Source organism: Cupriavidus sp. 8B (genome assembly GCF_054589115.1).
In genome coordinates, this window is record NZ_BAAILO010000530.1 from 75,416 (window position 1) to 101,523 (window position 26,108).

Consider the following 26,108-nt stretch of genomic DNA (forward strand, 5'->3'; position numbering starts at 1 on the left):
TAAGCACCACATCCTCGTCGACGCCAACGGAATCCCCGTCAGCGCGATCCTGACCAGCGCGAACCGAAACGACGTCACCCAACTCCTGCCGCGCATCGACGCGATTCCACCGATTCGCGGCGTGCGTGGCCGACCACTTCAGAAACCCAAAGTCATCTATGCCGATCGCGGCTACGATTCCGAACTGCATCGTCGGAAGCTACGCGAGCGCGGCATCAAGCCAGTGCTCGCGAAACGCCGAACCGAACACGGTAGCGGTCTCGGCAAGTTTCGCTGGGTGGTCGAACGTACTCATGCATGGCTCCACAGTTTCCGTCGTCTTCGCATTCGCTTCGAGCGCCGCGCTGACATTCACGAAGCATTCCTGAAACTTGGCTGCTCTCTCGTTTGCTGGAACGTCTTCAGGCGTGCTGAGCAGTCTTTTTGATATGGTCTCCTAGGGCTTCGGCGCATCGAATTGCGCCATGGCCGTAGGCATTGGCTTTGAGCACCGCAAGCGCGCGGCCTCCACGCACGGTTCTCAAGTGTCCATAGTTGCGGCGCAGGACCACAAGGTCAATTCGAGCGAGAGCAGGGCGAGCCATGAGTAGACTAAATCGGGGATGAGATGACTTCGGTGTCCGAACGCGGGAAGGGAAGCTGCATCGGTTGAGATAGAGAACGACGCAGTCATTTGAGGCACTGAAGCCGGACTGCCGGTATGCTTTGGTCGCGCAGGACGAGTGCGCGACCAGCAGGGGAAGGTGGGTAGAGCGGAAGGTAGGGCTTTCGGGCACACGTCTTCGGCCTTACCTATGCTTCCTGGGAGATTAACTGTTGCTCGGGAAGGCGAACTGCGCCTTCTCGTTGCTTTCGCGCTTGGGCCAGCGTTGGGTGATTGCCTTCCGGCGGGTGTAGAAGCGGACGCCATCAGGACCGTAAGCATGCAGATCGCCGAACAGGGAGCGCTTCCAACCGCCGAAGCTGTGGTAGGCCACGGGCACTGGTAGCGGAACATTGACGCCAACCATGCCGACTTCGATTTCGTCGCAGAACAAACGGGCCGCTTCACCGTCGCGCGTAAAGATGCACGTTCCGTTTCCGTACTCATGCGCGTTGATGAGCTGCATCGCTTCCTGCAGGCTCTTGACGCGCACGATGCACAGTACCGGGCCGAAAATCTCATCCTTGTAGATGCTCATTTCGGGCTTCACGTTGTCAAACAACGTGCCGCCAACGAAGTAGCCATTCTCATGGCCGGGAACCTTGAGTCCGCGTCCATCTACAAGCAGGTTTGCCCCAGCGGCTTCACCGTCATCGATATAGCCGGTCACGCGCTCAAAGGCAGCTGCCGTGACAAGCGGGCCCATGTCGAGACCACAAGAAGTGCCCGGACCAATCTTCAGTGCCTGGATTTGGGGCACAATCTTCTCGACCAGGGCGTCGGCAATCTCGTTCCCGACACACACTGCCACCGAGATGGCCATGCAGCGCTCGCCGCAAGAGCCGTATGCCGCTCCCATTAATGCATTGACGGCGTTGTTGAGGTCGGCGTCTGGCATCAGAACTGCATGGTTCTTTGCCCCACCCAGAGCCTGGACACGCTTGCCGCGCTTGGTGCCTTCGGCGTAAATGTACTCGGCGATAGGCGTCGACCCCACGAAGCTCAGGGCCTTGACGTCGGGGTGGTCAATCAGCGTGTCGACGGCTTGCTTATCGCCGTTGACCACATTCAGAACCCCCTTGGGCAATCCTGCCTTGTGGAACAGCTCGGCAATCAGGAGCGTCGAACTCGGGTCTCGCTCGGACGGCTTCAATATGAAGGTGTTGCCGCAAGCGACGGCCAGCGGGTACATCCACAGCGGTACCATCGCCGGGAAGTTAAACGGAGTGATACCCGCAACCACGCCGAGCGGTTGGAAGTCACTCCAGGCGTCGATGTTGGGGCCTACGCTTCGATTGTATTCGCCCTTGAGAAGCTCGGGAACCGCACACGCGTATTCCACGTTTTCGATGCCGCGCTTGAGTTCACCGGCAGCATCCTCGATCGTCTTGCCATGTTCCTGGCTGATGAGCTCGACGATAGCCTGCTCGTTCTCCTCGAGCAGTTGCTTGAAGCGGAAGAGAACCTGTGCCCGCTTTGCCGGCGGCGTATTGCGCCATGCCGGGAATGCCGCCTTGGCGGTCAGGATGGCGTGCTGCAGTGTGGCGGAATCTGCCAGGATAATCTGGCGAGTGACCTCGCCGGTGGACGGGTTGTAGACCGGCGAGGAGCGGCCTTCGCCCACGACACGCTCACCATTGATCAGATGTGGGATGGTATTCATAGAATATCCGGAACGATAGATGTTGCTGAGATGGGACGCCTACATTGCCTCAGGCAAGGGTTTCAATGACCGCTCCGACTGCGTCGAACATGGTGTCCAGCTCGCTGGTCGTCGTGTTGAATGCCGGGCCAAACTGGAGCGTGTCGCCGCCAAAGCGGACATAGAAGCCCTTCTTCCACAGCGTGAGGCCGGCCTCAAACGGGCGGATGGTCGCGTCACCGTCACGCGGTGCCAGCTGGATCGCGCCGGCCAGACCGCAGTTGCGGATGTCGACGACGTGCTTCGCGCCGCGAATGCCGTGAATCGCCTGCTCGAAATGGGGTGCCAAGTCGGCGGCCTTCTGAATCAGACTCTCACGCTTGAGCAAGTCCAGCGTAGCCAAGCCGGCAGCACAGGCAACGGGGTGGGCGGAATACGTGTAACCGTGTGCGAACTCGACAGCGTGCTGCGGTGCCGGCTGGTTCATGAATGTCTCGTAGATTTCGCTTGATGCGATGACCGCGCCCATGGGGATTGCGCCGTTCGTGAGCTGCTTGGCGACATTCATGAGATCGGGGGTCACGCCGAAGAATTCCGCGCCGGTTGCCTCGCCCATGCGGCCGAATCCGGTGATGACCTCATCGAAAATCAGCAGGATGCCGTGCTGATCGCAGATTTCGCGCAGGCGCTGGAGGTAACCCTTGGGAGGGACAATGACGCCGGCCGAACCCGACATCGGCTCCACAATGACGGCCGCGATGTTCGAGGCGTCGTGCAGTTCGATGAGTTTGAGCAACTCGTTGGCGAGCTCGATGCCGCCGGTCTCGGCCTGGCCCTTGGTGAACGCGCAATCTGACTGCAGCGTGTGCGGCAGGTGATCCACGTCCATCAATTGGCCAAACGTCTTCCTGTTGCCACCGAGGCCGCCCAGGCTCGTGCCTGCAACGTTCACGCCGTGATAGCCGCGGGCGCGACCAATGAGCTTGGTCTTAGCCGGTTGGCCCTTGAGCCGCCAGTATGCGCGAGCCATCTTCACGGCCGTATCGGCGCATTCCGAGCCGGAATTCGTGTAGAAGACGTGCTTCAGGTTGCCGGGCATCATGTCCACGATGCGCTCGGCGAGCGTGAAGGACAGCGGGTGGCCAAACTGGAATGCCGGTGCATAGTCCAGCGTGCCCAGCTGGCTAGCCACGGCCTCCTGAATCTCTTTCCGGCTATGACCCGCACCACACGTCCACAGCCCCGACAGCCCGTCGAAGACCTTGCGGCCATCGGCGTCGATGAGATAACGCCCCTCAGCAGCAACGATCAGACGCGGGTCGTGATGGAAATTGCGGTTGGCACTGAACGGCATCCAGTGGGCGCTGAGATTCAGCGCGTTCTTGTTCCTGAGGGCGTGGACAGTTGAGGGATTCACGGCATTTCCTTTTGGTTGGCAGGGGGCCTAGGACGCAAGTGTGTACCTTCCATTGCGTGAGTAAAATACGATTTTTCTCAAGATTACTTATCATAGTACTCACCTATGCGGAAGCTTCCCCTATCCCAAGTCACCGACTTCGACCTTCGGTTGCTACGTGTCTTCCGTACCGTGGCGGAGGTTGGCAGCTTTGCTGCGGCCGAAAGCACCCTTGGCATCACACGATCGGCGATTAGTCTCCATATGAGTGACCTTGAGAAGCGGCTCGGCGTCCGGCTGTGTCAGCGCGGGCGCGCGGGATTCGCCCTAACTGACGAAGGGCGCGAGGTCCTCCGGGCAGGCGAGGCGGTGCTTGCCGCCATAGAGGGCTTTCGCACCGAGGTGAATCAGCTCCACCAGAACTTGCGAGGCGAACTCAATATCGGGCTCATGAACAACCTGGTAACCCAGCCCAAGATGCGCATTACCGATGCCCTGAGGGCAATCCGGCGCCAGAGCGACGGGGTGCGCATCAATATCAGCATGAGCACTCCCGAGGAAATTGAGCGTGGATTGCTGGATGGCCGCTTGCATGTCGGTGCCTTGCCACTCATCACGACCCTCACCGCGTTGGACTACAGCCCTCTTTATGAAGAGCGATCGTCGCTCTACTGTAGTTGGGGCCATCGATTGTTTGCATCAGCAGGGAGCGTGACCATGGCTGATCTGCGAGATACGCCCGCGGTGGCGCCAAGCTATCGGATGAGTGCTGAAGCTATGCAATTGCACCAGGATCTTGCCTGCACTGCGACGGCGACGGACCGAGAGGGGATCGCCTTCTTGATTCTCACAGGCGAATACATCGGCTTCTTGCCGGACCATTTTGCTGCCACATGGGTTGAGAAGGGGATGCTTGCGACCCTGTCACCGGAGGAAATGCAGTTCGTCGTGACGCTAGGGGTTGCGACGCGAAAGGCACGAAGGAAGAACCTCATTGTGGATCGGTTTCTCGAAGTGCTCCTTCAAAACGCCTGATCGCATGGCGAACGATGCCGCGTGGCGGGCAAGCGCACGCACCTGACTTTCAACACGCTATTTCCAGTGGCTGTGCAGGGCACCGGGAGTCGCATGCCGGCGCAAAATACACTTTCCCGGCTGCCCAGGTTGGGTTACCGAGAATCCCTTGCAGCGAAGCCGACAAGCAGGTGTCGCCGGCTTCGCTGGCGCGGTGCCCAGACCAAATTACATCTGCAGGCACAGGTATTTGATCTCGAGGTATTCCTCGATACCGTGACGCGAGCCTTCGCGACCAAGGCCAGATTGCTTGATGCCGCCGAACGGTGCCACCTCATTGGAGATCAGGCCCGTGTTCAGGCCCACCATGCCATACTCCAGCGCTTCGGCCGTGCGCCATGCACGGGTGATATCGCGGGTGTAAAGGTAGGCCGCGAGACCGTACTCCGTGGCATTGGCGGCGGCCACAGCGTCTTCATCGCGCTTGAAGCAGAACAGCGGCGCCACTGGGCCGAAAATTTCCTCGAGCGCGACGCGCATCTCGACCGTAGCGTCGGCGATTACGGTCGGCGCAAAATAGGTACCGCCCAGTTGATGCTTGCGCCCGCCAGTGAGCAAACGACCGCCCTTCGACATGGCGTCATCCACTAGCGAAGTTACTTTCTCGACGGCAGCGTCCTCGATCAGCGGACCAATCACGACACCATCCTCCAGACCATTTCCCACGCGCAGCTGGCTCGCGCGTTCGGCAAACTTCGTCGCGAAAGCGTCGTAGATGCCGTTCTGGATATAGAAGCGGTTCGCGCAGACACAGGTCTGGCCACCATTGCGGTACTTGGCCGCGATGGCGCCTTCCACTGCGGCGTCTACATCGGCATCGTCAAACACAACAAATGGTGCGTTGCCCCCCAATTCCAGAGATAGACGCTTTACCGTAGGCGCCGACTGGGCCATCAGGATTCGACCTACTTCCGTCGAGCCCGTAAACGAAAGCTTGCGCACAATCGGACTACGGGTCAGCACTGCGCCGATCGTCTTCGCATCCCCAGTCACCACCTGGAGCACGCCGGCTGGCACGCCCGCCCGATGAGCCAATTCGGCCAGTGCGAGTGCGGACAGCGGGGTGAGTTCGGCGGGCTTGACGACAATGGCACAACCCGCTGCCAGAGCCGGGGCCACCTTGCGCGTGATCATCGCCGCCGGAAAATTCCACGGCGTGATCGCGGCGCAGACACCCACCGGCTGGCGCAACGTTACCAGCCGCTTATCGGCGGCGGGACTCGCCAGCACTTCGCCATCCACGCGCTTGGCCTCCTCTGCAAACCACTCAATAAAGCTGGCCGCGTAGCTGATCTCCCCCTTGGCTTCGCCAAGCGGTTTGCCCTGCTCGCGCGTCATCAGATAGGCAAGGTCATCGGTGTTGGCGATCACGAGGTCGAACCAGCGGTGCAAGATGATCGCCCGTTCCTTGCCGGTCTTCTGTGCCCAGCCCTTTTGAGCCACTTCAGCGGCGGCAATTGCACACTCTGTTTCGGCGGCTCGTAAGTCTGGCACCTTTGCAATGATCTCGCCTGTGGCCGGGTCCGTCACGTCAAACGTAGCGCCGGAATCGGATCCCACCCACTGGCCATCGACATAGGCCAGCTGCTTGAATAGCGAAGGATCTTTTACATGCATGATGAATTACCCAGTAAAGGCAGAACGCTTGTCGCGTTCAAGAGAATGAAGTAAAACGACGCGTTGCGCGTAGCGTCATATAACAACACGAAGCTTCGCCTTGTCAGACCACGTGCGCCATATGCAAGTGCCATTGACGCTTCTGTGGCTGGCAGTCATTGATGCATGGGTGAGTAGCACAACCGCGTCACCACCCTACGACGTTAAATCAGCACGTAGACTTTGCGTAGTGTCTCTTGAATGGTCGAAATTCCGAACGTATTGGGTGGAAAGAAGAGCGTATCCCCGCTCCTGAACGCATACACGGACCCGTCATGCGAAGTAAATTCGCCACTTCCACAAAGAATATGCATCACTTCACCAGCGGCGACCTGGCGCTCGAAGCGACCACGACTGCATTCCCAAATGCCAGTCTTGCACTCTTGGCGCTCAGGCATTTTGACTTCTAACGCCGAAATTTGGCAGGCCGGTTCGCTCAATGGGATCGGCACTGGGCCCTTGGCGAGTAAATCGCTAGTTGTCGACGATGAATGAATTATCTGGATACTCATTTTGCTCTGATAGGCGTAGATGTGAGAGGCGATGGGTCAAGATAGCTTATCCAGCAGGCTGTACCACGCAACCCCTGCAGCGATATAGAAGCGCTGCAGCCTGTGGAAGGGGATGGGTGCAAGCGGCGAAACCGGGTAGGGAAACTGTTCCCCACAGCTCATCAGGTCGGCTGCCAGATGCTTGCCAAAGCTGGTACAGAGCGCGATTCCGCGCCCGTTGCAACCCACCGCTATCGTGATACCAGGCGCTGGCTTATGAATGTGCGGCATGAAATCCCGGGTTACTGCGATGCGCCCGGACCAGCGGTATTCGAACTCCAGCGTTCCGAGCTGCGGGAATAACAACGCCAGCGATCGCTCCAGATGTGCGAAGTCCTTTGGTTGCTTAGGATCCGAAAAGAAGCCTCGCCCTCCCATCAGGAGGCGACCGGCATGATCTTTGCGGAAGTAAAGTAGCAGTCGCTGCGATGTGGAAGCTGTTTCTCCGCGCCGGAGTATCGTCCGCGCGATGTGACCGCGAAGCGGGCGCGTGGCAACAATAAAGCTGTTAGCGGTAAGCAACGTTTGCCTTAGTCCTTGCCAAAGTGCATCGCTGTAGCCGTTTGTCGCGATGACAACTTCCTCTGCGGTCACGACTGCGCCGGTAGAAAGGGTAGCCTTCCACTTAGCGCCTTCGCGCGCCAACCCTGTCACACAGCTGCCACCGTGAATCGTGGCACCGGCATGAATGGCCGCGTCGGCAAGTCCTCGGGCATAGGCCAAGGGCTGGACTGCCCCGGCCCTGCCGTCCAACCATCCGCCCGCAAACTGTCGCGTCCCGACACGTCGTTCCACCTCATTGCGATCAAGCATTTCAACTGGTACGCCGCGGCGCTGCCAGAGCCTCGCGCGCGAATGCAATGCCGGCACCGACTTAGGAGAGTACGCCAGCTGCAACCAGCCTGCGCGCACTGGATGACAATCGATCTTGTATCGCTCAACAAGGTCGAACACCAGATCCGCGGATCCGGACACTGCGTTAATTAGTGCTTCGGCGCGCTCGCCCCCAAGCATCCTCTCGAGTTCGTCCGGGTCATGCTTTAGGGATGGACTGACCTGGCCGCCGTTGCGCCCGGAGGCTCCCCAACCCGGTTCATGCGTGTCGACTACGCAGACATTGCTGCCGTGCTCGGCGAGATGCAATGCTGTCGATAGCCCAGTGTAGCCGGCGCCAATCACCAGCACGTCCACAGTCTTCGAGGCCAGCAAAGGAGGAACATTGGGTGCCACCGGTGCCGTTGCCGCCCAGAGGGATGGCGGAAGGGACGATGGCGCGGACACTTCAGTTGTATAGGTTGTGGCTATCATGGTGCGACGCCTCTCGCCAGGATGACTGGCGATTCAAAAACATGATGCGGGTTCAATAGATCTGGCTCGTTAGGAGCGCTGGGGGCCTCATTCCGGTGTTCCTGGCGACCACCTGTTTGATCGACGCTATAGCTCCGAGGTCATTAGGCTGGCCCACGCTCGGTTGACCGGAGTCTTCCGTCAATGCGAGGTCGGCCAATCAGGCGCCAGAGTGAGGCTACCGCCCCCGCGATGCCGTTGCGGAAAAACAATACTGTGACGACAAACAGAATTCCTGTGACGACGGTAACGCTCTCACCAAGTTTGAGAAATGCATCGATGTTGGTCAGCGAAGCCAAGACGTGGCCAATATCGCCCAGCTTGGTTTCCAGCGCTACGATGATCAACGCCCCGAGCATGGGTCCCCAGCGTGTACCTAACCCCCCGACCAATGTCATCAAGATCACGGTGCCGGACATAGACCAGTGGACATCGGACAGGGTTTCAAAGCCGAGTACGAGCACCTTGAGAGAACCGGCCAATCCGGCGACCGCGGCGGAGATCACGAACGCCACCAGCTTGAAGCGCTCCACGTTATACCCGAGCGACGCTGCACGGGATTCGTTTTCCTTAATGGCATGCAGCACGGCGCCGAACGGAGAGGAGACGACGCGCCAGAGGAGCAGGACCGCTGCGGTGGCGATCGTCAACACCACGTAATAGAGCACGAAGTCGTTGTCTAGCGGTAACACGCCAAGGAGCTTCCCACGAGGCACACCTTGCAGCCCATCTTCGCCACCCGTGAACGGTGCCTGGAGCATGACGAAGTAAAGCATTTGCGCAAGTGCTAGGGTGATCATTGAAAAATAGATGCCTTGGCGCCGGATTGCCAGTATTCCCATGGTGCCCCCAAGCAACGCACCTGTCAGTGTTCCGACAATGAGACCGAGTTCTGGGGTGATGCTCCAATGCTTTAGCGCATGCGCCGCAATGTATCCGGCCCCGCCAAACATTGCAGCATGCCCGAAGGAAAGAAGTCCTCCATAACCGATCAAAAGGTTGAACGCGCATGCGAACAGGGCGAAGCAGATAACTTTGAGTACAAACAGAGGATAGGCGCCTGCGTACGGCGCTAACAGCAGGAATGTCAGAACAAGCAGTGGCAACGGGTTCTTTCGCACGTCAGATCTCCTACTTCTCTTTGCCAAACAAGCCAGCAGGTCGCACCAGAAGCACGATGACCATAATGGCGAAGACAACGGTGGATGAGGCCTCTGGATAAACGACCTTGGCAAGCCCCTCAATCACGCCTAGGCCAAGGCCCGTTGCGACTGCGCCGAGGATCGAGCCCATGCCGCCGATCACGACGACGGCGAAGACGACGATGATCAGGTTCTGTCCCATCAGCGGTGAGACCTGGATCACCGGCGCAGCGAGCACGCCGGCAAACGCGGCTAACGCAACGCCAAATCCGTACGTCAGGGTGATCATCAATGGAACATTGATCCCAAAGGATTCGACAATCTTGGCGTTCTCCGTGCCGGCGCGCAGGTACGCTCCCAAACGGGTTTTCTCGATCAGGAACCAGGTCGCAAAACAGATGCCAAGGGACGCTGCGACGACCCACGCCCGGTAGTTTGGCAGCATCATGAAGCCAACGTCTGTGGCACCGCTGAGGGATTCCGGTGTGGGGTACGGCAACCCGGAGACGCCGTATGCCGAACGTAGAAGCCCCTCAATGACGAGCGTGATGCCGAGCGTGAGCAGAAGCCCATAGAGGTGATTGAGCTTGTAGATCCAGCGCAGCATGATCTTTTCGATCAGGATGCCGATCACGGCGACCGCCACCGGAGACAGCAGCAGCATCGTCCAGTAGCCAAGTCCGAGGTATTCCAGGCCCATCCAGGCCAGCACCGCGCCCAGCATGAACAGCGCGCCGTGGGCGAAGTTGATGACATTGAGCAGACCGAAGATCACGGCTAGCCCCAGACTCAACATCGCGTAGAACGCGCCATTGACGAGCCCCAGCAGCAGTTGCGACAGCAGCGCGGGCAGGGGGATTTCAAATAGGTTCATGGGTGCTCCTCATACGCCCAGCAATTCATGCAGCACCGGCATCTTTGCCTGCAGTTCGCTGGCATCGAAGCGTTCGACGATGCTGCCGTGCTCCATCACATAGAAGCGGTCGGCCAGCGGCGCGGCGAAGCGGAAGTTCTGCTCCACCATCACCACGGTGTATCCCTTCTGCTTGAGCATCCGGACCATGCGCGCCAGCGCCTGGACGATCACCGGCGCCAGCCCTTCCGAGATTTCATCGAGCAGCAGCAGGTTGGCGCCGGTGCGCAGGATGCGCCCCACCGCCAGCATTTGCTGCTCGCCGCCAGACAGGCGCGTGCCCTGGCTCTGGCGGCGCTCCTTCAGGTTGGGAAACATGTAGTAGATCTCGGCCTCGCTCATGCCCTCGCCTTGCCCTTTCAGCGTGGGCGGCAGCAGCAGGTTCTCCTCGCATGACAGGCTAGAGAAGATCGCGCGCTCTTCGGGGCAGTAGCCGATGCCGTAGTGCGCGATCTTGTGCGTGGGCAGGCCGATGGTCTCGTTGCCATTGACCTTGATCGAGCCCTTGCGCGCGCCGGTCAGTCCCATGATCGCGCGCAGCGTGGTGGTGCGCCCGGCGCCATTGCGGCCCAGCAGCGTGACCACTTCGCCGCGGTTCACGGTGAGGTCGACGCCGTGCAGGATGTGCGACTCGCCGTACCAGGCCTGCATGCCCTTGATTTCGAGGGCGGGAGTGTTGTTCGTGCTCATCGTTCGTTTCCCCCGGCTCAGTGCGCGCCCTGCAGTTCAGCGTCTGCAGTGCCCATGTAGGCCTCCATCACGCGCGGGTCCTTCGACACCTCGGCGTAAGGCCCTTCGGCCAGGATCGCGCCACGCTGCAGCACCGTGATCTTGTCGGCGATCCACGAGACCACGCTCATGTTGTGCTCGACCATCAGAATGGTACGGCCGGCCGAAACCTTCTTGATCAGCTGCGTGACGCGGTCCACGTCCTCGTGGCCCATGCCCTGCGTGGGCTCGTCGAGCAGCATCAGCTCGGGCTCCATCGCCAGCGTGGTGGCGATCTCCAGCGCGCGCTTGCGCCCGTACGGCAGGTTCACCGTCAGCGTGTGCGCGAACTCGGTCAGCCCCACCTGCTCGAGCAGCTCCATGGCGCGCCCGTTGAGCACGTCCAGCGAGCGTTCGCTGCGCCAGAACTGGTAGGCGGTGCCAAGCTGGCGCTGCAGCCCGATGCGCACGTTCTCCATCACCGTCAGGTGCGGGAACACCGCCGAGATCTGGAAGGAACGGATCACGCCGCGGCGCGCGATCTGCGCGGGCTTCTCGCGGGTGATGTCGATGCCGTTGAATACGATAGTGCCGGTGGTCGGCTCCAGGAACTTGGTGAGCAGGTTGAAGCAAGTGGTCTTGCCTGCGCCGTTGGGGCCGATCAATGCATGGATCGAGCCGCGACGTACGCGCAGGTTGACGTCTCTGACTGCGTCAAAACCTTTGAAGGATTTGCTCAATGAGTGGGTCTGCAGAATCAGGTCTTCGTGGGGCATGCCGTTTTAAGTGAAAGGCGTCGTCGCGCAAACGGGGGCAACGCGTGGCGTATCTGGAAGCCCGAGGCGGCCATTGCATTGGCCACCACGGCCGCCAACTTCCCCGCGCAACGGGGACGTCAAGCAGTGCTACAGGGAGGAGCAGATGCTGTGGCTACTTCGCCTGCGTTTTGAAAACGCGACATTGGCTTTCGGTGACCGGCAGAAAGACGTCGTCACCCGGCAAGGTCTTCTCCAGGGCGTAGAGATCCCAGGAACCCTTCGATTCCTGCGGCGACTTGACCCGGAAGTAGTAGTAGTCGTGGACCATGCGACCGTCTGGTCGCAACTTGGGATTGCGTACAACGTCGTCCTGGATCTGCAGTTCGTGCATCTTGCGAACCACCGTACGCGCATCGTCGGACTTGGTTGCCGCCACCGCTTTCAAATAGTGATAGACGGACGAATACACGCCGGCGTGCGTGAGGGAGGGCGGTCCCTTCTTGTAGATATCCATGAATCGCTTGCTGAATCGCCGGGTACCTTCATCGATATCCCAATAGAAGCTCTCAGGAAAGCGCAGACCCTTTGCCTGTGCCAGACCTATCCCCTTGATCTCATAGACGGTTGGAAAGAACGCAGCCTGCAGCTTCTTGGAGCCGAGCTGGAATTCGCTGGCTGTCTTGATCGCATTTGCGGAGTCGGCGCCCGAGTTCGCAAACGCCACAACATCGGCTTTCGACTGCTGCGCAGCGATGATCTGCGAGGACATATCGCTGCTGTTTAGTGGATGTTTCGATTCGCCTACGGTATAGGCACCGATTGCCTCGAGTTGCTTTCGCGCCTCGGCAACGGCGGCATTGCCGTACGCATAGTCCACAGTAATGAAGTACCAACCCTGTTTGGGCTTGGCCAGGCCTTTGATTGCCGCGGCGGTCTGCGAATAGGTGTCCCACATCCATTGAACCGCATATTCTGGCTGGCAGTCCTCGTTCGAGATGCGCAGGGGACCACCGGCGAACAAGGCTGCTTTCTTCTTCTGTACGGCAAGATTCTGCATCGCCAGCGCCACTGCGGAGTTCACCATGTCTGCATAGGCGTCCACCTTATTGACATCGGCCCATTCCCTGGCCTTGGCGAGCGCGATGTCCGTCTTGTTCTGGTGGTCGGCGGACAGCAACTCGATCTTCATGCCCTTGCATTCCCGGGCGAGGCAGTCGTCGATGGCCATTTGTGCCGCAACTACCGAACCTTGGCCGGAGAACTGCGAAAATGAACCGCTCATGTCTGTAAGCAAGCCGATCCTGACAGCTCCGTCGGAGATTTCTGCCTGCACCCCGGTTGCGAAAAGCATCGCCGTCAGCGCGACTGCGGACAGGCGAATTGTGTTGCTCAAACACTTGTTCATGATTTCCTCCGTGGACGTGGGTTCAGCGCGCGGTTGCGACCATGCCGTCGTCGATGTCGGCTTTGATGAGTGCCGGATCGCGCTCGGCCTCATCGCCATAACCACCGCCACCGCCCATATAGACCTTGACCCGGTCGCCACGATTGAGCGTGACCATGGATTTCGAAGCGAGCCTTTCTGTAACGCCATTGCGGGTCAGTTCACAATAGCCGCGTCTGCCCTCGTTGCCACCGAACAGGCCTTGCGGGGCATAGCGATGGCGATCGGCATAGATGGCGAAAACGACGCCATCCTTGAGCACGGAATACTCTCGGCTGAAGCCGGCACCGCCGCGGTACTTGCCGGCACCGAAAGAGTCTGGTTCCAGCGCATAACGCTCCAGCCGGAAAAAGTCGTACTCCATATCCAGAGCCTCGGCAGGCGTGTTGGCGCAGTTCGACAGCGGGGAGTCCACGGCGTCACACCCGTCGCCGTGCTGGGATCCGCCATAGCCGCCGCCGAAGATCTCCAGGTAGACACTGTAGCCCTCGTGGCGCTGCAGGGAGAAGCAGGCTGCGGTCAAGGTGTCGAAGCCGGTCGCGATGACCTTTTCCGGAGCGACCGGCGCTAATGCGCGCATGATGGCGTTGTAGATTCGATAGTTTGCTTCCAGTCGGGCACGGACAGGCGAGGGCGGGGCTGGGTTCAGGATCGAACCGTAGGGCGCCGTGATCCGAACCGCGCGCAGGATGCCATCGTTAAAAGGAATGTCCGGAGACGTCAGCACGGACTTGACACAGGTTACGGCGGCGGACACTGTGCACGAGAATGGCGAGTTCAGGTTGCGGCGTACCTGTGGGCTGCTGCCGGTGAAGTCGATATCGATAGATTCGCCTGTCACAGCTACCCTGACTTTGATCACCAGAGGCTCATCGGTCACGCCGTCATCGTCGATCACGTCTTCACCGTAATAGACACCATCCGGCAATTGGCCAATGGCGGCGCGGAAGCGCCGCTCAGAATAGTTGACCATTTCTGCCATGACCTCGGTCACCGCGCGATCGCCATATTTGTCGCAAAGTTGCACAAGCCGCGCCGCAGCGATGGCGTTGGCGGCAAACATGGCGTTCATGTCACCGATGGTCAGGTCCGGTACCCGGATATTCGCGCGGACCAGTTGTTCGAGCGGGCCGCCATCCCAGTCCCGGGTTCGAGACCAAAGGGTGGGGGGCAGGCGCAGCCCTTCCTGATAGATGTCGGTGGCGGCCGGATCGAGGCCTGGTGCGCCGCCGCCGAAGTCAATCTGGTGGGCGACACTGGCAGAGAACCCGATCAGCTTCGCGCCGTAGAAAATCGGGCAGAAGATATAGACGTCAGGCAGGTGCTGGCCACCCGAGTATGGGTCATTGGTGATCATGAAGTCGTCCGGGCCGATGGTTTCGACCGGATGACGTTCAAGGCATTGCTTCAGCGTGATGCCGATAGGGCCGAGTTGGATGGGGATAAGCTCGGCTTGCGCCACGATATCGCCATGCACATTCGCGATCGCCGCCGAGCCATCGCTGGCCTCGCGCAGGATGGTCGAATAGGCGGAGCGGATCATCTTTACGCCCATCTCACGCGCTGCGGCAAGGATGCTTTGGCTGATGATGGCGTTGTCGAAAGGATTGACCGGCATGCTCATGCTTCCTTGGAAAGAATCAGGTTGGATTGCGAATCGACGCTGGCTGCCCAGCCTGCCGGTACGAGAACGGTCGTGGTGTAGTCCTCCAGCACTGCTGGTCCCGACACTGTGGTCCCATCAGTACTAAGCCCCGCGACAGTGCGGCGGCGGCACGACGCCCAGGCTTTGCCGTCATACAGGGCAGGCTCGCCCGGAGCGGCCAGCAGGCTGCTTGTTGTGTCGGATGCAGCGGAAACATGCGACGTAGCAAGCGTTGCACCCACGCGCAGCGCGACGACTTCGATCGGTCTGCCGGACTTGTCGCTGTGGAAATAGATGCGATGGTGAGCATCGATGAAGCCCGCCTCCAGGCTCTGTCGATCCAGTGCCGCAAGGGCGGGCGCATCGAGTTCGAGCGGCACTTCAAAGGCCTGTCCGACGTAGCGCATCTCGAGCGTGAAGCTGAAAGCCAGCGGCTCATCGAAAGCCATTTGGCGAAACTGCGCTTCAAGGTCCTGTTGCATGGCGGCGAAGCGCTCGCGCAACTGGCCGCATGTCTGGTCGTCGAGCTGAACCCGGTGAGTCAGCGTCTCATACTTGATGAAATCGGAGGCAAGCAGGCCGTGCGCTGAAGTCACGCCGGGGTTGGGCGGCGCAACAACTTTGGCGATGCCAAGTTCTTCAGCGATCTGCGCCGCCTGCATCGGTCCGGCACCGCCAAAGGGCACCAGAACATAGTCGCGGGGATCGCGTCCACGCTGGGTGGACACAAGTTGGATGGCGCGAACAATGTTCGCATTGGCTAGGCGCACGGCGTTGTAGGCGACCGCCTCTACCGGAAGACCGAAGTGCGCAGCCAGCGAATCAAAGGCCCGGTGCGCCGCGGCAACATCAATTTTCATCTGGCCGCCGAGGAAGGCTTCGGGACGGACCGTACCGAGGACGACGTGGGCGTCAGTGATGGTAGGCAAGTTGCCACCGCGCCCATAGCAGGCAGGTCCTGGCTGCGCACCTGCGCTCTCCGGGCCGACCCGCAGCATGCCACCGTCGTCAATCCAGATCAGGCTTCCCCCGCCGGCGCCGACCGTGACGATGTCCAGGACCGGGGTGCGCACGGGTAGCCCATCGATTTCGGTTTCCGGAGCCAACGTCGGCCTACCATCTTGGACCAGGCACACATCAGAGCTGGTGCCCCCCATGTCGAAGGTAATGACGTTCTGGAAGCCGGATCGAATGACCTGGCGTACCGCGCCGACCACGCCAGCGGCTGGCCCCGAGAACAGCGCGCTGATCGCATTCTCACGCATGGCGTCAGCCGGCAGCCGCCCCCCATTGGATTGCATCACCGAAAAGCGACCACGAAACCCTTCCCGAGTCAGCGCTTCGGTCAGACGCCCAAGATATCCCGCGATAACCGGCTGCACAAACGCGGACAGCGTCGCGGTGCTGGCACGTTCGTATTCGCGGAACTCGCAGGCCACCTGATGAGAGCACGTCACAACGACCCCCGGCAGGGCAGACCGAATCATGTCCGCCAGGCGGCGTTCGTGGTCCGGATTACGGTATGCATTGAGCAGGCAGATAGCCACAGCGTCGAACGTACCGGCTTCGAGCTTCGGCAGGACCTCGGCGCGGAATTGCTCTTCATCCAATGCAAGTTCCACACTCCCATCGGCCAGTATGCGCTCGTGCGCTTCGAAGCAATCGCGACGCTTTACTGGCGGCGCCGGTTTCTTATAGAACAGGTCGTAGATCTGCTTGCGGTCGTGTCGCTGCAGAAAGAGGATGTCGCGAAATCCTTCGGTCGCAATAAAGGCGACCTTTCCGCCCTTGCGCTCAAGCACCGCGTTGGTGGCAACTGTGGACCCGTGGGCAAAGTCGTCGATCTGCGCAAAGTCAATGCCGGCAGCTCGCAGCGCATCCAGGACGCCAATATCAGGAGATGCTGGTGTACTCGGGACCTTAATCACGTGTATCCGGCCAGGACTGTGCGCGACCAGATCCGTAAAGGTTCCTCCGACTTCTACTCCTACTTTCATTTTGCTTTCCTTATCCGACATGAGGCGGTTGACGGTGGCGAGCGGCGCATGTGTAAGGTGGTGCATGCCAAATGGCGCCGTTCTGGTGCGTCTGCACAAAAAACTGCACTTATTTAATCGATATGCGATACACTATGATCGTGCAGCGGTTACGAAGAGTTTATGCGCGCTTTCTGCATCGGTAAACGCTCATATGTAATCGAATATAGATTAATTTGTAACTGACTGGGGGATTCCCATGATGGACAACGACAGCAGAGATTCACCGATGTTTAATCAGTCGGTAGAAAAGGGGCTGGCCATCTTGGCCGCTTTTGGATCCCGCAACCGCCACATGAGCCTCGGTCAGATCGCGGATACGGTTGGCATCACACGCAGCTCCGCGCAACGCATTGTTTTTACGCTCGAAGCTCTTGGCTACGTGGCGAAGGATCCTTACACCCGACGCTACGAGCTAGCGACCAAGGTCATGGAGATTGGATGCAACTATGTGGCGGCCAATACACTCATCGATAGCGCCAATCCGTTTCTTTCTGCGATGAACAGCAATTGCGACGAAACGGTGTCGCTCACGGAGCCGTGCGGCAGCAACATGGTGTACGTGGCCTCGTTTACAAGTCGTAAGCCGATCGTGGCGCATATGGCGATCGGCAGCCGGATGCCGATGTATTGCACATCGGCTGGCCGGGCTTATTTGGCAGGGCTGCCGGATGAAGAGGTTCGTACCCTGCTGCGGCAGTCGGAGCTAAAGCCGCTGACGCCGAATACGCTGACCGATCCTGAGCAAATCTTTGCCAACGTGCTGGAAGGACGCGTGCGCGGATTCTCGATGAATTTTGAGGAGTATTACCTGGGACACATGAACGTCGGCGCACCGGTTTACAACAAGAATGGGCGCGCCATCGCCGCGGTACATGTTGTGGCACCGAGCAGTCGTTGGACTCGTGAAGAGGTCCTGGCCAAGCTTGGTCCGATGGTTCGCGAGTGCGCTGGGGCAATCACCAACGCCGTGCGTGCCCACTAGGGCCGCCGAGACGAGACCGCGCCATCGCTGGGGCAAAGACGATGTTCCCAGAGCCCGGTCGGCAGCCGCTTGGCGCTAACCTGCGCACATAGGATTTCAACATAACACCCGGTCACCGAAAATTGGATGGACTCGACTGTTGGGAGGGGGCGAAAAGTGCCCCCACGGCCGAGGGAACCGTCCGGCCCTCAGTTGTCCGTCAGCGAGCGATTGGTTGGAACCGGTGCAAAGTCGAAATGGGCGGCGGCATACACGGCATTGCACGCCCATACTTCTTCCCCGTCCTTATAGAAGGTGACCCATTTGCCGTCGCTGATGCAGTCGGCGCCAGGGAATACCTCATCGTGGCCGTTCGGACCGTCCAGCGGAAACGGCGCGTGCGGGGTGGCCCAGTATTGGCCGCGCGATAGGGGCGCGATCGTCTTTGGCATGCTCATCAGGCCCAGTGAGGTGTTACACAAGAGACGCCATGGCCCGGTTAAGGCAGCGAAACGGCGGTGGTGTCAATCGTGCAGCGGCGTAGAACCGTCTTATGGCATCTTCGTGTAGTCTCCACCACCAAATTACCTGCTGCTACCCGTTGCAATTTCGATGGAACGATACCTTACGTTTGTGGCCCGTGCCTTCATTGCGATCGTCGCCATCGTCTCCCGGCAAGTATATCTGCGCACGCCGCGGAGGCCGCCGACCCCGGCGCAGACGAGGAGCCTGCGACAATGATCCTGATTCGCTGCGAGACGATGCACGAACGTCTGCAGAGCCGGCACAGGCCGGCTGCGGAGGCTGACGAGCGGCCACGCGCTCGTTGTAGGGAATCGTGACTGCGGAGAGCCTCTGGTCAGTCGATCAGGAGAACAGGCAAAAGAAAGCCCGCTGCTCGGGCGGGCATGAATCCCTTCAGGACAAAGGGAGGAGACGGGTGTGAGTATAAACCCTTGTGAAGAATCTTGCAGATCGCTCCGCAAAGGGCAGGGGATCCAGGCGATAGCAGCGAATGAACAGTGGCCAATCAATCATGTCACAATACCCCGAACCGCTGTTCGGACTTGAGTTCGCGCATCCCGACCCAAGTCAGCCCCACTATGAAGGGGTGCTGCCAGCTTGTCCCAGCGCTTAGCATCGCGCTCAAACAATAAGCGCAGGAGGGTCAAATGAAAGCAATGCTAGGTGCGTTCCTTTTCGCAATTGCAATCGTTCTCCTGTCGATACTGAAATCAGCAGCGGCAGGCGGAAATTCCTCCAAAGATTTTCGTTTTGTTCGCAGATCTCCATTCTTGCGGCACGATGAGGTACAGCTCTACGAACGGCTAACAGCGGTGCTCGACGACGCGCACGTCTTTCCCCAGGTCGCAATGTCCGCGTTTGTACAGCACAGGGGAAAGTCACAAGCCGCCAGGAATCTATTCGCTCAGAAGTACGTCGACTACCTCGTCTGCGAACGCAAGACGATGCGACCGCTCTATGTCGTCGAGCTTGACGGCGCCTCGCACGGTAGCGCGAAAGCACAGAAGCGCGATAAGCAAAAGAATGACGTTCTCGCATCAGCCGGAATTCCGATCATGCGCTACACGTCCAAGGACGTGGATCTGAAGACAATCCTCGGCGACTACTTCAGTGTTGTCCCGCCTCAGCCAGTCGAATCTGATCCGTCAGCGCCAGACAATGAACGAACGCGGCGGGCCGTGCGGGCACCCGCGGCCTGAAGTTAACCATGCTTAGATATCTGACGATCGCGATGTTCGCCATGGCCACAAATGCCGCAGGCCAGACCATCTATCAATGTCGGAGCGCCGCAGGGCATGTCACGTTGCAGGATGCCCCCTGCCAGCACGACGCAAAGACTGAGGTGATGAGGAAATCCATCGGCCAACGAAACGCAGAGTATCGTGCCGAACCGTCTTCGTTCTTCGACCCAGAGGGACAGGAGCGGCTCGCATCGAGCATCATGTGCGTCCCTGCGCCAGTCCTACCTGGCTGCGGTTACCCACTCCGAGCGAGCATTGCTCACCCAAAATTCGGTACAGATCCAGCAAGCATCAGAGGCCGTACAGCGAGCCGGAGCGCAAATTTCCAAGTATCGCTGCGAGTAACAATACACCGAAGCGTGCGTACGATTCGCCACAGCCATCGTACGATTGCTCTCGCTCCGCGGTGGGCGACGACCGCGACCGACGCCGGCATCTGGCGCTTGTCTGCACCCTGAGTTCGGCCGCACAGGCACCGCAGGATAACGACGCCACTGTGGCAAGGACTACGTTTATGGGCGACCCAACTTTTCCTGGCTCCCCGAATGCCTATGCTATGCGGGTACAGGCGGCGGGCAAGAGCAAAACCAACGCGCTCGAGTCGCCAACTTGATCAACGGTTCGTGCGAATTCTGGCGGCAGTCATGAGGTTTTCCTGCAATTTTCCACGGTGGCATACGAATTGACGATGGCCGAGTTTGGTCTGCGAGAACACGAGGGCTTCATCTGTACGACTTCAACGCGTGGTGGCGGCATGATATACGCGTTGAGAGTCGCCAGATGGCGTCCCGGCCAGCTGCCACGTTGCATGGCCGGTTGTGGGCATGGGCCGCCAGCGGACATTGGGGAGAAGAAGATCGCCGCCTTGCTGCATAGTCAGCCCGTGATTTGGCGCGGTTTCCACTGGAGCGAACACGGATTACCCATAGTGGCAGAACTTCACATCCGTCGTCCATCATGCTTGCGTCCGCAAAGAGTGGTTGCGGACGCAAGCCTGCCCACTCTCAGCCGCAAAGATTGGGTGCGCCTAATTTCGCGTCTACAAAATAACCATGCGCGGCGCGCGTACTGAGGGACCCACGGGACACGTTGGTGGGTGGGTCAACTGCAGCTGGCCCTGCTGAAGGCGTGCCAACAGTGGCCAAGTGTCGCACATGGTAGCGTTTCATTCGCGACATCGCCTCGGTACGCGTACGCAGTCCCAGCCGCTGCAGGATGCCGGATACATGCTCCTTGACGGTGTTCTCGGTTAGGCCGAGTCGCAGCGCTATGATCTTATTCGGCAACCCTTCCAGTAGCAGAATCAGGACTGAGCCCTGGCGTTGGGTTAGCCCCAAAGCCTCCGGTGTAATCGGGGCACGCTGCGTCGATTCGATCGCGCCATCCTGCTCGCCTGCCGCTGCCGCGGCGGTGAGGGGCAAGCTATCACCCGCCCGCGAAGCCTCCATGCGCAGTCCCATGCGCGAGATCACTTCAGCACGGGAGCGCAGGCCAAGCCGCCGCAAAATGCCTGCCACATGTTCCTTCACTGTGTTTTCTGTCAGGCCGAGACGCCGCGCGATGAGCTTGTTGGGCAGTCCCTCAAGCAGTGGAGTTAGAACGGCGCGCTGCCGTTTAGTGAGCGCGCCTGGATCGGGAACGTCATCGCCGTCCCGTGCGGACGCGGCTGCTGGCGTTTCCGCAAAGACTGTTCCGTCATCGTCGATCTCAATCTTCACTCCCGCGGCGGGTGCATTGACCTTCCGAGCACAGTTGGCCGGTGCTGGAGGCGATAGATCCATCTCATCCGATGCGGCTTCGAACGAAAAACCCACCATCGCAGCGGGCTTGGTTTCTGTCTGGTACCCAGCATGGAGGCGTGCAGGGATTGCGATTTCACTCGTCTGCCTTGAGCGAGGAGGCGCCGTCCACCCATTGACGACCGACGACTTTCCCATGTCAGGGGAGAGTATGGCCTGGGGCCCACCGTGGCTGCGAACGTCATGACATTTGGCGAGTGCTTGTCCCATCCCGATGGACGGATAACAGGTACCCTGCCCCCGTACACGTTCCATCGCTGCCTGCAACTCCTCGAACTGCGTAGTGGTCAGTTCCGCCACGCCACGTAACATAGTCCTAAACTGCTCTGAGATCATATTCTTATTACTTATTCCCCTTGACCCAAGTTCCCGCGCCAGCACCACTGTTCGCCCTGAAAGAGAGGAACGCGGCGGCTGTGGTTGGCTTCATCGCGACGCTGCCGGGATCGTTCTTTTATTGCATCGCTGAATTCGAGCAACGAATCTACACGACAACAGGAAGTGAGCAAAGAGCAGGGCACCGAATAAGGGGGACGGCTGTCGGCAAAAAAACACCAACGGCGCGATATCGCAATCGGCGTGTGGTTAAGAGCACTTTGCAAGTTCACTATTCGTGGGACAGAGCACCGGATGCGCCTCGTCAGTGGGGGAATGAGAGAAGGAAGTCCACGGCGTCGCGATACCGTTTAATCTGGGAAGCGGACTGCCCCTCGGCCACCAGGTGCGCCAGCGGATGGCGTTGGGTGGGCTGCTCGCGCGCCTGCAATGCTTCAGGCAGCTGCGACTTGTCGCCCTGTTTGCCAATGGCGATTACAGCCTCGATGGCGTAGTCGTCCGGCACCGCCAGCGCCTCGCGCAACCGCGCCTTGTCGAAGCCACCGATGCCGTGTGCGTGCCAGCCCGACAGCGTAACCTGGAAGGCCAGGCTGGCCCAGGCCGCGCCGGCGTCGAAGGAATGCGTAACGATGTCCTGCGGCTCGATCTTGCCCGGAGGGATCCACACCTTGCGCGACAGAATGGCCACCAGCGCCGACGCGTTCCGCGCCCAGCCTTGGTTGTACTCTGAAAGCGCGTCGAAAATCGGATGCCAGGCCGGCGTATCGCGCCGCCCGTAGACGAAGCGCCACGGCTGGGCGTTATAGCCGGACGGTGCCCAACGCGCCGCCTCGAAAAAGCGCAGCAGCGTGGCGGGGTCGATCGCCTCGCCGGTGAAGGCGCGCGGCGACCAACGCTGCAGGAAAAGAGGATGGATATCGTGCTCGGTGCTGCGGGGTTGCGACATGAAGGCTCCTGGTGATGGATGCGGACAGTGTTGGCTCAAGATGCCAGTGGTTGGTGGGCCGTGGCTAGCATCAGAGAGCGCTACAGGGCTGATTCCAGCATGATTTCCCCTTGCGTCCCCACGAATCTTTGCGCAGGTTCTTACTCGGATAGCCGTGTATACCAGGACCGGCAGATGGCATACGCCGGGCTTGGGCTCTCAAGCCGACTCTGATTCCTAAGCTCGCCTCATTGCTGGTCCGTCTAGGCAAAAGCGTACAAATTCCGATATGCGGGCCACTCCGAACCCAGTGGACCACGCGATCCGTGGCGTTCAAGAGGTACAACGAAGTGCGCCGTGCAGTCGGGCGCAGCAAGCCCGCCGAACATAGCCAAGACGCCTTGTCGCACGGAGGGGTGACAGCTTTGCTTTGGTCTACGACGAGTGCCCAGGCAGGGATCCCGAAACCGCTCTGCTGCGTATGCATGAACGCGCAAGCGCGGCCAGGATGTCCCCTCCAGCTTCGCTGGTCGCGCCAAAAAACATATGCATATCCAGACATGTTATTTCCCGCGTAACCGGCCAGACAGTAAGCTTTGACGCTCACTCACCGGCCGAGGCAGCCCTGCCTTGCCGCGTTGCCCCTGTTTCAAATTCCACTCGTCGCGGGACGAGCCAGTTTCCATGACATCCAGTGCCTCAAAGCCATTCAAGGTGCAGACTGCCGCGCCGCCAGTCTCGAAGGAGAGAGACCGCGGCCACAAGCGCAGGCTCGGCAATGCTGAGTTCCTGGCCATCTCATGGGCCACGCCTGCACTGGTCCTGGTCGTATGGGAACTCCTGTCACGCGCGGGCTATATCGAACCGCAGGTGCTGCCGGCGCCCAGCGGCGTCGCGCAAACGGCATGGGAAATGATCCGTGACGGATCGCTGTTCGTTCACCTCGCATACAGCCTGGCACGGGCGGCGACCGGCTTTGCCATCGGTGGCGCGGTCGGCTTTGGCCTGGGCATCCTGGTGGGCTTCTCCCGCCTGGCGGAAGCCGTCCTGGACCGCTCGGTGCAGATGGTGCGGGCGATTCCATTCCTTGCCCTGCTCCCGCTGGTCATCGTCTGGTTCGGCGTGGAGGAGAGCGGCAAGATCTTCCTCGTCTCGCTGGCCGTGCTGTTCCCGATCTATACCAACACGGTGCTGGGGATCCGGCAGGTGGACCCGAAGCTGCTGGAAGTCGGCAAGGTGACGGGCCTGAGCCTGGGCGAGCAGATCTCGAAGATCGTGCTGCCGGGTGCCATGCCGTCCATCCTGACCGGCGTGCGCTATGCGCTCGCCGTGTCGTGGCTGGCGCTGGTCATCGCCGAGACGATCGCCACTACGAAAGGCATCGGTTTCCTCGCCATGGATGCCCGTGAGTTCCTGCAGACCAATGTCATCGTGCTAACCCTGCTGATATACGCGGCCATCGGCGTGCTCGCGGACTGTCTGGCGCGCCTGCTGGAACGCCAGTTGCTGTCCTGGCATCCAAACTACGACGCAAAGGGTTCACGCTGATGTCCGCGCAAACAGCAACCCGCCAGCGCGGTGACGCGGCAGTCATTGTCCGTGGATTGCGCCGTCAATATGGCGAACATGTGGTGGTGGACGATCTCGACCTGCAGATCGAGGCCGGCGAATTCGTCGCGCTGCTCGGTGAAAGCGGCTGCGGCAAGACCACGCTGCTGCGCGCGCTGGCTGGTCTGGACCCCATCGATGCCGGCCACGTGGAAGGCCCTGTGCAGCCTGCCGTGGTCTTCCAGGAGCATCGGCTGATGCCGTGGTTCCCGTTATGGCGCAATGTCGCGCTTGGCATCCCCGACGACAAGGGCCGGCCGCTCGCCGAGGCGGCTCTGCGCGAGGTTGGCCTCGGCGGGCGTGAAAATGACCTGCCCAGACGGCTCTCCGGCGGGCAGGCGCAGCGTGTGGCATTGGCTCGTGCCCTGGTGCGCGAGCCCCGGTTGCTGTTGCTGGACGAGCCGTTCGCGGCGCTCGATGCGCTGACTCGCATCAAGATGCATGTGCTGGTCAAGGAACTCGTGGCACGTCACCAGCCCGGCGTGCTGCTGGTGACGCACGATGTGGACGAGGCCATTGCCATCTCCGACCGCATCCTGGTCATGCGCAAGGGACGCATCGCCGCGTCCTATGGCGCCGGGGCCGGGCAGGACGGGGGCAAGCTGCGCGCCCGCCTGCTCCGGGAACTGGGCGTCGATGCCCGGCCCGAGTCAGCCACCTGAGATCCAGTCTTCCCGTCCCGGCCGTGAACGCCGGCTATGCCATTCTCCATGAGGTTCCGATGACACAGCATTCCCCTTTTTCCCCCGCCCGCCGCAAACTGGTCCAGGCCGGCCTGGCGCTCGGCGCTGGCGCCGGCCTGGGGCTGCCGCAAGGTGTCCTGGCCGAGGGTACCCGTAATACCGACAAGGTGCGGGTGGGTTGGGGACCCGGCGGCTTGCCGCTGATTGCGCGCGAACGCGGTGAGTTCGAGAAGAACCTAGCGGCCAAGGGCATCAAGGTGGAATGGGTCGGCCCCTTCCCCAATCACGCGCCGTCGCTGCAGGCGGTGGTGGGCGGCAGCGCCGACTTCGGCTTCTGGGGCAGCACGACGCCAGCGCTGGCGGCGATCATCGCCGGTTCACCGCTGGTGTTCGCGCAGTTCAATGTCTACAGCCCGCGCAGCACCGCGATTATCGTCAAGAAGACCTCCGGCATCAACTCGGTCAAGGACCTGGTCGGCAGGAAGGTGGCAGTGAACCGCTCCGGCCTGGGAGAGTTCCTGTTGGTGGCGGCGCTGGAAAAGCATGGCGTTGACCGCGCAAAAGTGGAGTTTGTCTACCTGAATCCGCCGGACGCGGCGCCCGCCTTCGGGCAGGGTAAGGTCGATGCCTGGTCCATGTGGACGCCCGGCGTGGACATCGCCCGCAGCCAGTACGACGCCAAGGACATCTTTTTCGAAGGCACCGACCTGGACTTCCTGATCGACTATTCTTCGCTGGTTACGCAGCGGCGCTTCGCGGTGGACAACTCCGCCCTGGTGCGCGCTGTCATCGACGCCTATCGCATCGAGGGGAAGTGGGTGGACCAGCATGCCGCCGAGGCGGAGGCCTTCGCCCAGAAGACAGGTAAGTACAGTAATGCTGTGCGTGATCACCTGATCGGCTATCGCCGCCAGAACAAGTTCTACGAGGCCGACGACAAGGCCTTCCTCGGCCAGTTCCAGCGGGCCGCGGACTGGCTGGCCGAGCGCCGCATCCTGCCGAAGCGGGTCAACGTGGCCGATTACTCCGTGAGAGTGTGAGCCGTATTTCTTGCCCGGGCGCTTCCTGTGCC

At 60.3% G+C, this 26,108-nt stretch carries 23 protein-coding genes and 2 pseudogenes; 8 read left to right on the forward strand and 17 right to left on the reverse strand.

The window, feature by feature from the left end; translation table 11 throughout:
* A partial coding sequence (locus ACYP5B_RS46885; RefSeq protein ID WP_459574151.1) for an IS5 family transposase occupies positions 1-427 on the forward strand: 427 nt, incomplete at its 5' end.
* Here ACYP5B_RS46885 and ACYP5B_RS46890 read toward each other — a convergent pair.
* The 3 genes from ACYP5B_RS46890 to aptA all read right to left on the reverse strand — a co-directional run bounded on the left by ACYP5B_RS46890 (position 402) and on the right by aptA (position 3,702).
* Complete coding sequence (locus ACYP5B_RS46890) at positions 402-584, reverse strand: alanine racemase (protein ID WP_459574153.1); 183 nt, start codon at positions 582-584, stop codon at positions 402-404. The genes ACYP5B_RS46885 and ACYP5B_RS46890 overlap by 26 nt on opposite strands.
* A 225-nt stretch (positions 585-809) precedes the next feature.
* Positions 810-2,306, reverse strand: coding sequence for a CoA-acylating methylmalonate-semialdehyde dehydrogenase (locus ACYP5B_RS46895; RefSeq protein ID WP_459574154.1), 1,497 nt, complete (start codon positions 2,304-2,306; stop codon positions 810-812).
* 49 nt (positions 2,307-2,355) lie between these two features.
* A complete protein-coding gene (gene aptA / locus ACYP5B_RS46900; protein WP_459574155.1) occupies positions 2,356-3,702 on the reverse strand; it encodes an omega-aminotransferase AptA in 1,347 nt (448 codons plus the stop codon).
* A gap of 105 nt (positions 3,703-3,807) precedes the next feature.
* Here aptA and ACYP5B_RS46905 point away from each other — a divergent pair, with 105 nt between their 5' ends.
* Entirely contained in the window at positions 3,808-4,716 is a 909-nt protein-coding gene (locus tag ACYP5B_RS46905; RefSeq protein ID WP_459574156.1) for a LysR family transcriptional regulator, read from the forward strand.
* Between the two features lie 207 nt (positions 4,717-4,923).
* On the opposite strand, the gene ACYP5B_RS46910 is transcribed toward ACYP5B_RS46905, so the two are convergent.
* The 10 genes from ACYP5B_RS46910 to ACYP5B_RS46955 form a co-directional block, all read right to left on the reverse strand.
* Positions 4,924-6,372 carry an NAD-dependent succinate-semialdehyde dehydrogenase gene (locus ACYP5B_RS46910; protein WP_459574157.1) on the reverse strand — a complete coding sequence of 483 codons (1,449 nt, stop codon included), beginning with the start codon at positions 6,370-6,372 and terminating at the stop codon, positions 4,924-4,926.
* Positions 6,373-6,575: 203 nt separating this feature from the next.
* Positions 6,576-6,923 (reverse strand): cupin domain-containing protein, encoded by a 348-nt coding sequence (locus tag ACYP5B_RS46915; RefSeq protein ID WP_459574159.1) that lies wholly within the window; start codon positions 6,921-6,923, stop codon positions 6,576-6,578.
* Positions 6,924-6,959: 36 nt separating this feature from the next.
* The gene (locus tag ACYP5B_RS46920) at positions 6,960-8,270 is read right to left on the reverse strand and encodes an NAD(P)/FAD-dependent oxidoreductase (protein ID WP_459574160.1); all 1,311 of its coding nucleotides are present in this window, start codon (positions 8,268-8,270) and stop codon (positions 6,960-6,962) included.
* A 143-nt stretch (positions 8,271-8,413) separates the two neighbouring features.
* The gene (locus tag ACYP5B_RS46925; RefSeq protein WP_459574161.1) at positions 8,414-9,430 is read right to left on the reverse strand and encodes a branched-chain amino acid ABC transporter permease; all 1,017 of its coding nucleotides are present in this window, start codon (positions 9,428-9,430) and stop codon (positions 8,414-8,416) included.
* 10 nt (positions 9,431-9,440) lie between these two features.
* On the reverse strand, positions 9,441-10,325 hold the full coding sequence (locus ACYP5B_RS46930; RefSeq protein WP_459574163.1) for a branched-chain amino acid ABC transporter permease: 885 nt from the start codon (positions 10,323-10,325) through the stop codon (positions 9,441-9,443).
* A 9-nt stretch (positions 10,326-10,334) separates the two neighbouring features.
* A complete protein-coding gene (locus ACYP5B_RS46935) occupies positions 10,335-11,054 on the reverse strand; it encodes an ABC transporter ATP-binding protein (RefSeq protein ID WP_459574164.1) in 720 nt (239 codons plus the stop codon).
* Between the two features lie 17 nt (positions 11,055-11,071).
* Positions 11,072-11,848, reverse strand: coding sequence for an ABC transporter ATP-binding protein (locus tag ACYP5B_RS46940; protein WP_459574165.1), 777 nt, complete (start codon positions 11,846-11,848; stop codon positions 11,072-11,074).
* A 154-nt stretch (positions 11,849-12,002) separates the two neighbouring features.
* Positions 12,003-13,235 (reverse strand): ABC transporter substrate-binding protein, encoded by a 1,233-nt coding sequence (locus ACYP5B_RS46945; protein ID WP_459574167.1) that lies wholly within the window; start codon positions 13,233-13,235, stop codon positions 12,003-12,005.
* A gap of 22 nt (positions 13,236-13,257) precedes the next feature.
* Positions 13,258-14,892, reverse strand: coding sequence for a hydantoinase B/oxoprolinase family protein (locus tag ACYP5B_RS46950; RefSeq protein ID WP_459574168.1), 1,635 nt, complete (start codon positions 14,890-14,892; stop codon positions 13,258-13,260).
* A gap of 2 nt (positions 14,893-14,894) precedes the next feature.
* Positions 14,895-16,982, reverse strand: a complete 2,088-nt coding sequence (locus tag ACYP5B_RS46955) for a hydantoinase/oxoprolinase family protein (RefSeq protein ID WP_459574169.1) — start codon at positions 16,980-16,982, stop codon at positions 14,895-14,897.
* 175 nt (positions 16,983-17,157) lie between these two features.
* Between ACYP5B_RS46955 and ACYP5B_RS46960 the strand changes: the two genes are divergently transcribed.
* The gene (locus ACYP5B_RS46960; protein WP_459574257.1) at positions 17,158-17,940 is read left to right on the forward strand and encodes an IclR family transcriptional regulator; all 783 of its coding nucleotides are present in this window, start codon (positions 17,158-17,160) and stop codon (positions 17,938-17,940) included.
* Between the two features lie 188 nt (positions 17,941-18,128).
* On the opposite strand, the gene ACYP5B_RS46965 is transcribed toward ACYP5B_RS46960, so the two are convergent.
* A complete protein-coding gene (locus ACYP5B_RS46965; RefSeq protein ID WP_459574171.1) occupies positions 18,129-18,371 on the reverse strand; it encodes a hypothetical protein in 243 nt (80 codons plus the stop codon).
* A gap of 720 nt (positions 18,372-19,091) precedes the next feature.
* On the opposite strand from ACYP5B_RS46965, the gene ACYP5B_RS46970 reads away from it, so the two are divergent.
* The gene (locus ACYP5B_RS46970; protein WP_459574173.1) at positions 19,092-19,643 is read left to right on the forward strand and encodes a DUF2726 domain-containing protein; all 552 of its coding nucleotides are present in this window, start codon (positions 19,092-19,094) and stop codon (positions 19,641-19,643) included.
* 41 nt (positions 19,644-19,684) lie between these two features.
* Positions 19,685-20,143: a DUF4124 domain-containing protein gene (locus ACYP5B_RS46975; protein ID WP_459574259.1), complete on the forward strand. Its 459-nt coding sequence runs from the start codon at positions 19,685-19,687 to the stop codon at positions 20,141-20,143.
* Positions 20,144-20,836: 693 nt separating this feature from the next.
* Here the strand turns inward: ACYP5B_RS46975 and ACYP5B_RS46980 are convergent.
* The 3 genes and pseudogenes from ACYP5B_RS46980 to ACYP5B_RS46990 form a co-directional block, all read right to left on the reverse strand.
* A pseudogene (locus ACYP5B_RS46980) lies at positions 20,837-21,043 on the reverse strand (helix-turn-helix domain-containing protein); the annotation flags it as partial.
* A 117-nt stretch (positions 21,044-21,160) separates the two neighbouring features.
* Positions 21,161-21,820 (reverse strand): annotated as a pseudogene (locus ACYP5B_RS46985) (helix-turn-helix domain-containing protein); the annotation flags it as partial.
* Between the two features lie 304 nt (positions 21,821-22,124).
* On the reverse strand, positions 22,125-22,766 hold the full coding sequence (locus ACYP5B_RS46990) for a nitroreductase family protein (protein ID WP_459574175.1): 642 nt from the start codon (positions 22,764-22,766) through the stop codon (positions 22,125-22,127).
* A gap of 663 nt (positions 22,767-23,429) precedes the next feature.
* Here ACYP5B_RS46990 and ACYP5B_RS46995 point away from each other — a divergent pair.
* Genes ACYP5B_RS46995 through ACYP5B_RS47005 form a run of 3 tightly spaced genes read left to right on the forward strand, consistent with a single transcriptional unit; the run spans position 23,430 to position 26,076 of the window.
* Entirely contained in the window at positions 23,430-24,293 is an 864-nt protein-coding gene (locus ACYP5B_RS46995) for an ABC transporter permease subunit (protein ID WP_459574177.1), read from the forward strand.
* On the forward strand, positions 24,293-25,015 hold the full coding sequence (locus ACYP5B_RS47000; protein WP_459574178.1) for an ABC transporter ATP-binding protein: 723 nt from the start codon (positions 24,293-24,295) through the stop codon (positions 25,013-25,015). The genes ACYP5B_RS46995 and ACYP5B_RS47000 overlap by 1 nt, the downstream gene beginning before the upstream one ends.
* Positions 25,016-25,074: 59 nt before the next feature.
* Positions 25,075-26,076, forward strand: a complete 1,002-nt coding sequence (locus ACYP5B_RS47005) for an NrtA/SsuA/CpmA family ABC transporter substrate-binding protein (RefSeq protein WP_459574180.1) — start codon at positions 25,075-25,077, stop codon at positions 26,074-26,076.
* The last annotated feature ends 32 nt before the right edge of the window (positions 26,077-26,108 follow it).

Coding starts and splice junctions, on each gene's coding strand:
- ACYP5B_RS46890 (WP_459574153.1), bottom strand. CDS start 584: ATGGCTCGCCCTGCTCTCGCTCGAATTGACCTTGTGGTCCTGCGCCGC.
- ACYP5B_RS46895 (WP_459574154.1), bottom strand. CDS start 2,306: ATGAATACCATCCCACATCTGATCAATGGTGAGCGTGTCGTGGGCGAA.
- ACYP5B_RS46905 (WP_459574156.1), top strand. CDS start 3,808: ATGCGGAAGCTTCCCCTATCCCAAGTCACCGACTTCGACCTTCGGTTG.
- ACYP5B_RS46910 (WP_459574157.1), bottom strand. CDS start 6,372: ATGCATGTAAAAGATCCTTCGCTATTCAAGCAGCTGGCCTATGTCGAT.
- ACYP5B_RS46915 (WP_459574159.1), bottom strand. CDS start 6,923: ATGAGTATCCAGATAATTCATTCATCGTCGACAACTAGCGATTTACTC.
- ACYP5B_RS46920 (WP_459574160.1), bottom strand. CDS start 8,270: ATGATAGCCACAACCTATACAACTGAAGTGTCCGCGCCATCGTCCCTT.
- ACYP5B_RS46930 (WP_459574163.1), bottom strand. CDS start 10,325: ATGAACCTATTTGAAATCCCCCTGCCCGCGCTGCTGTCGCAACTGCTG.
- ACYP5B_RS46935 (WP_459574164.1), bottom strand. CDS start 11,054: ATGAGCACGAACAACACTCCCGCCCTCGAAATCAAGGGCATGCAGGCC.
- ACYP5B_RS46940 (WP_459574165.1), bottom strand. CDS start 11,848: ATGCCCCACGAAGACCTGATTCTGCAGACCCACTCATTGAGCAAATCC.
- ACYP5B_RS46945 (WP_459574167.1), bottom strand. CDS start 13,235: ATGAACAAGTGTTTGAGCAACACAATTCGCCTGTCCGCAGTCGCGCTG.
- ACYP5B_RS46950 (WP_459574168.1), bottom strand. CDS start 14,892: ATGCCGGTCAATCCTTTCGACAACGCCATCATCAGCCAAAGCATCCTT.
- ACYP5B_RS46955 (WP_459574169.1), bottom strand. CDS start 16,982: ATGCACCACCTTACACATGCGCCGCTCGCCACCGTCAACCGCCTCATG.
- ACYP5B_RS46960 (WP_459574257.1), top strand. CDS start 17,158: ATGGACAACGACAGCAGAGATTCACCGATGTTTAATCAGTCGGTAGAA.
- ACYP5B_RS46965 (WP_459574171.1), bottom strand. CDS start 18,371: ATGCCAAAGACGATCGCGCCCCTATCGCGCGGCCAATACTGGGCCACC.
- ACYP5B_RS46970 (WP_459574173.1), top strand. CDS start 19,092: ATGAAAGCAATGCTAGGTGCGTTCCTTTTCGCAATTGCAATCGTTCTC.
- ACYP5B_RS46975 (WP_459574259.1), top strand. CDS start 19,685: ATGGCCACAAATGCCGCAGGCCAGACCATCTATCAATGTCGGAGCGCC.
- ACYP5B_RS46990 (WP_459574175.1), bottom strand. CDS start 22,766: ATGTCGCAACCCCGCAGCACCGAGCACGATATCCATCCTCTTTTCCTG.
- ACYP5B_RS46995 (WP_459574177.1), top strand. CDS start 23,430: ATGACATCCAGTGCCTCAAAGCCATTCAAGGTGCAGACTGCCGCGCCG.
- ACYP5B_RS47000 (WP_459574178.1), top strand. CDS start 24,293: ATGTCCGCGCAAACAGCAACCCGCCAGCGCGGTGACGCGGCAGTCATT.
- ACYP5B_RS47005 (WP_459574180.1), top strand. CDS start 25,075: ATGACACAGCATTCCCCTTTTTCCCCCGCCCGCCGCAAACTGGTCCAG.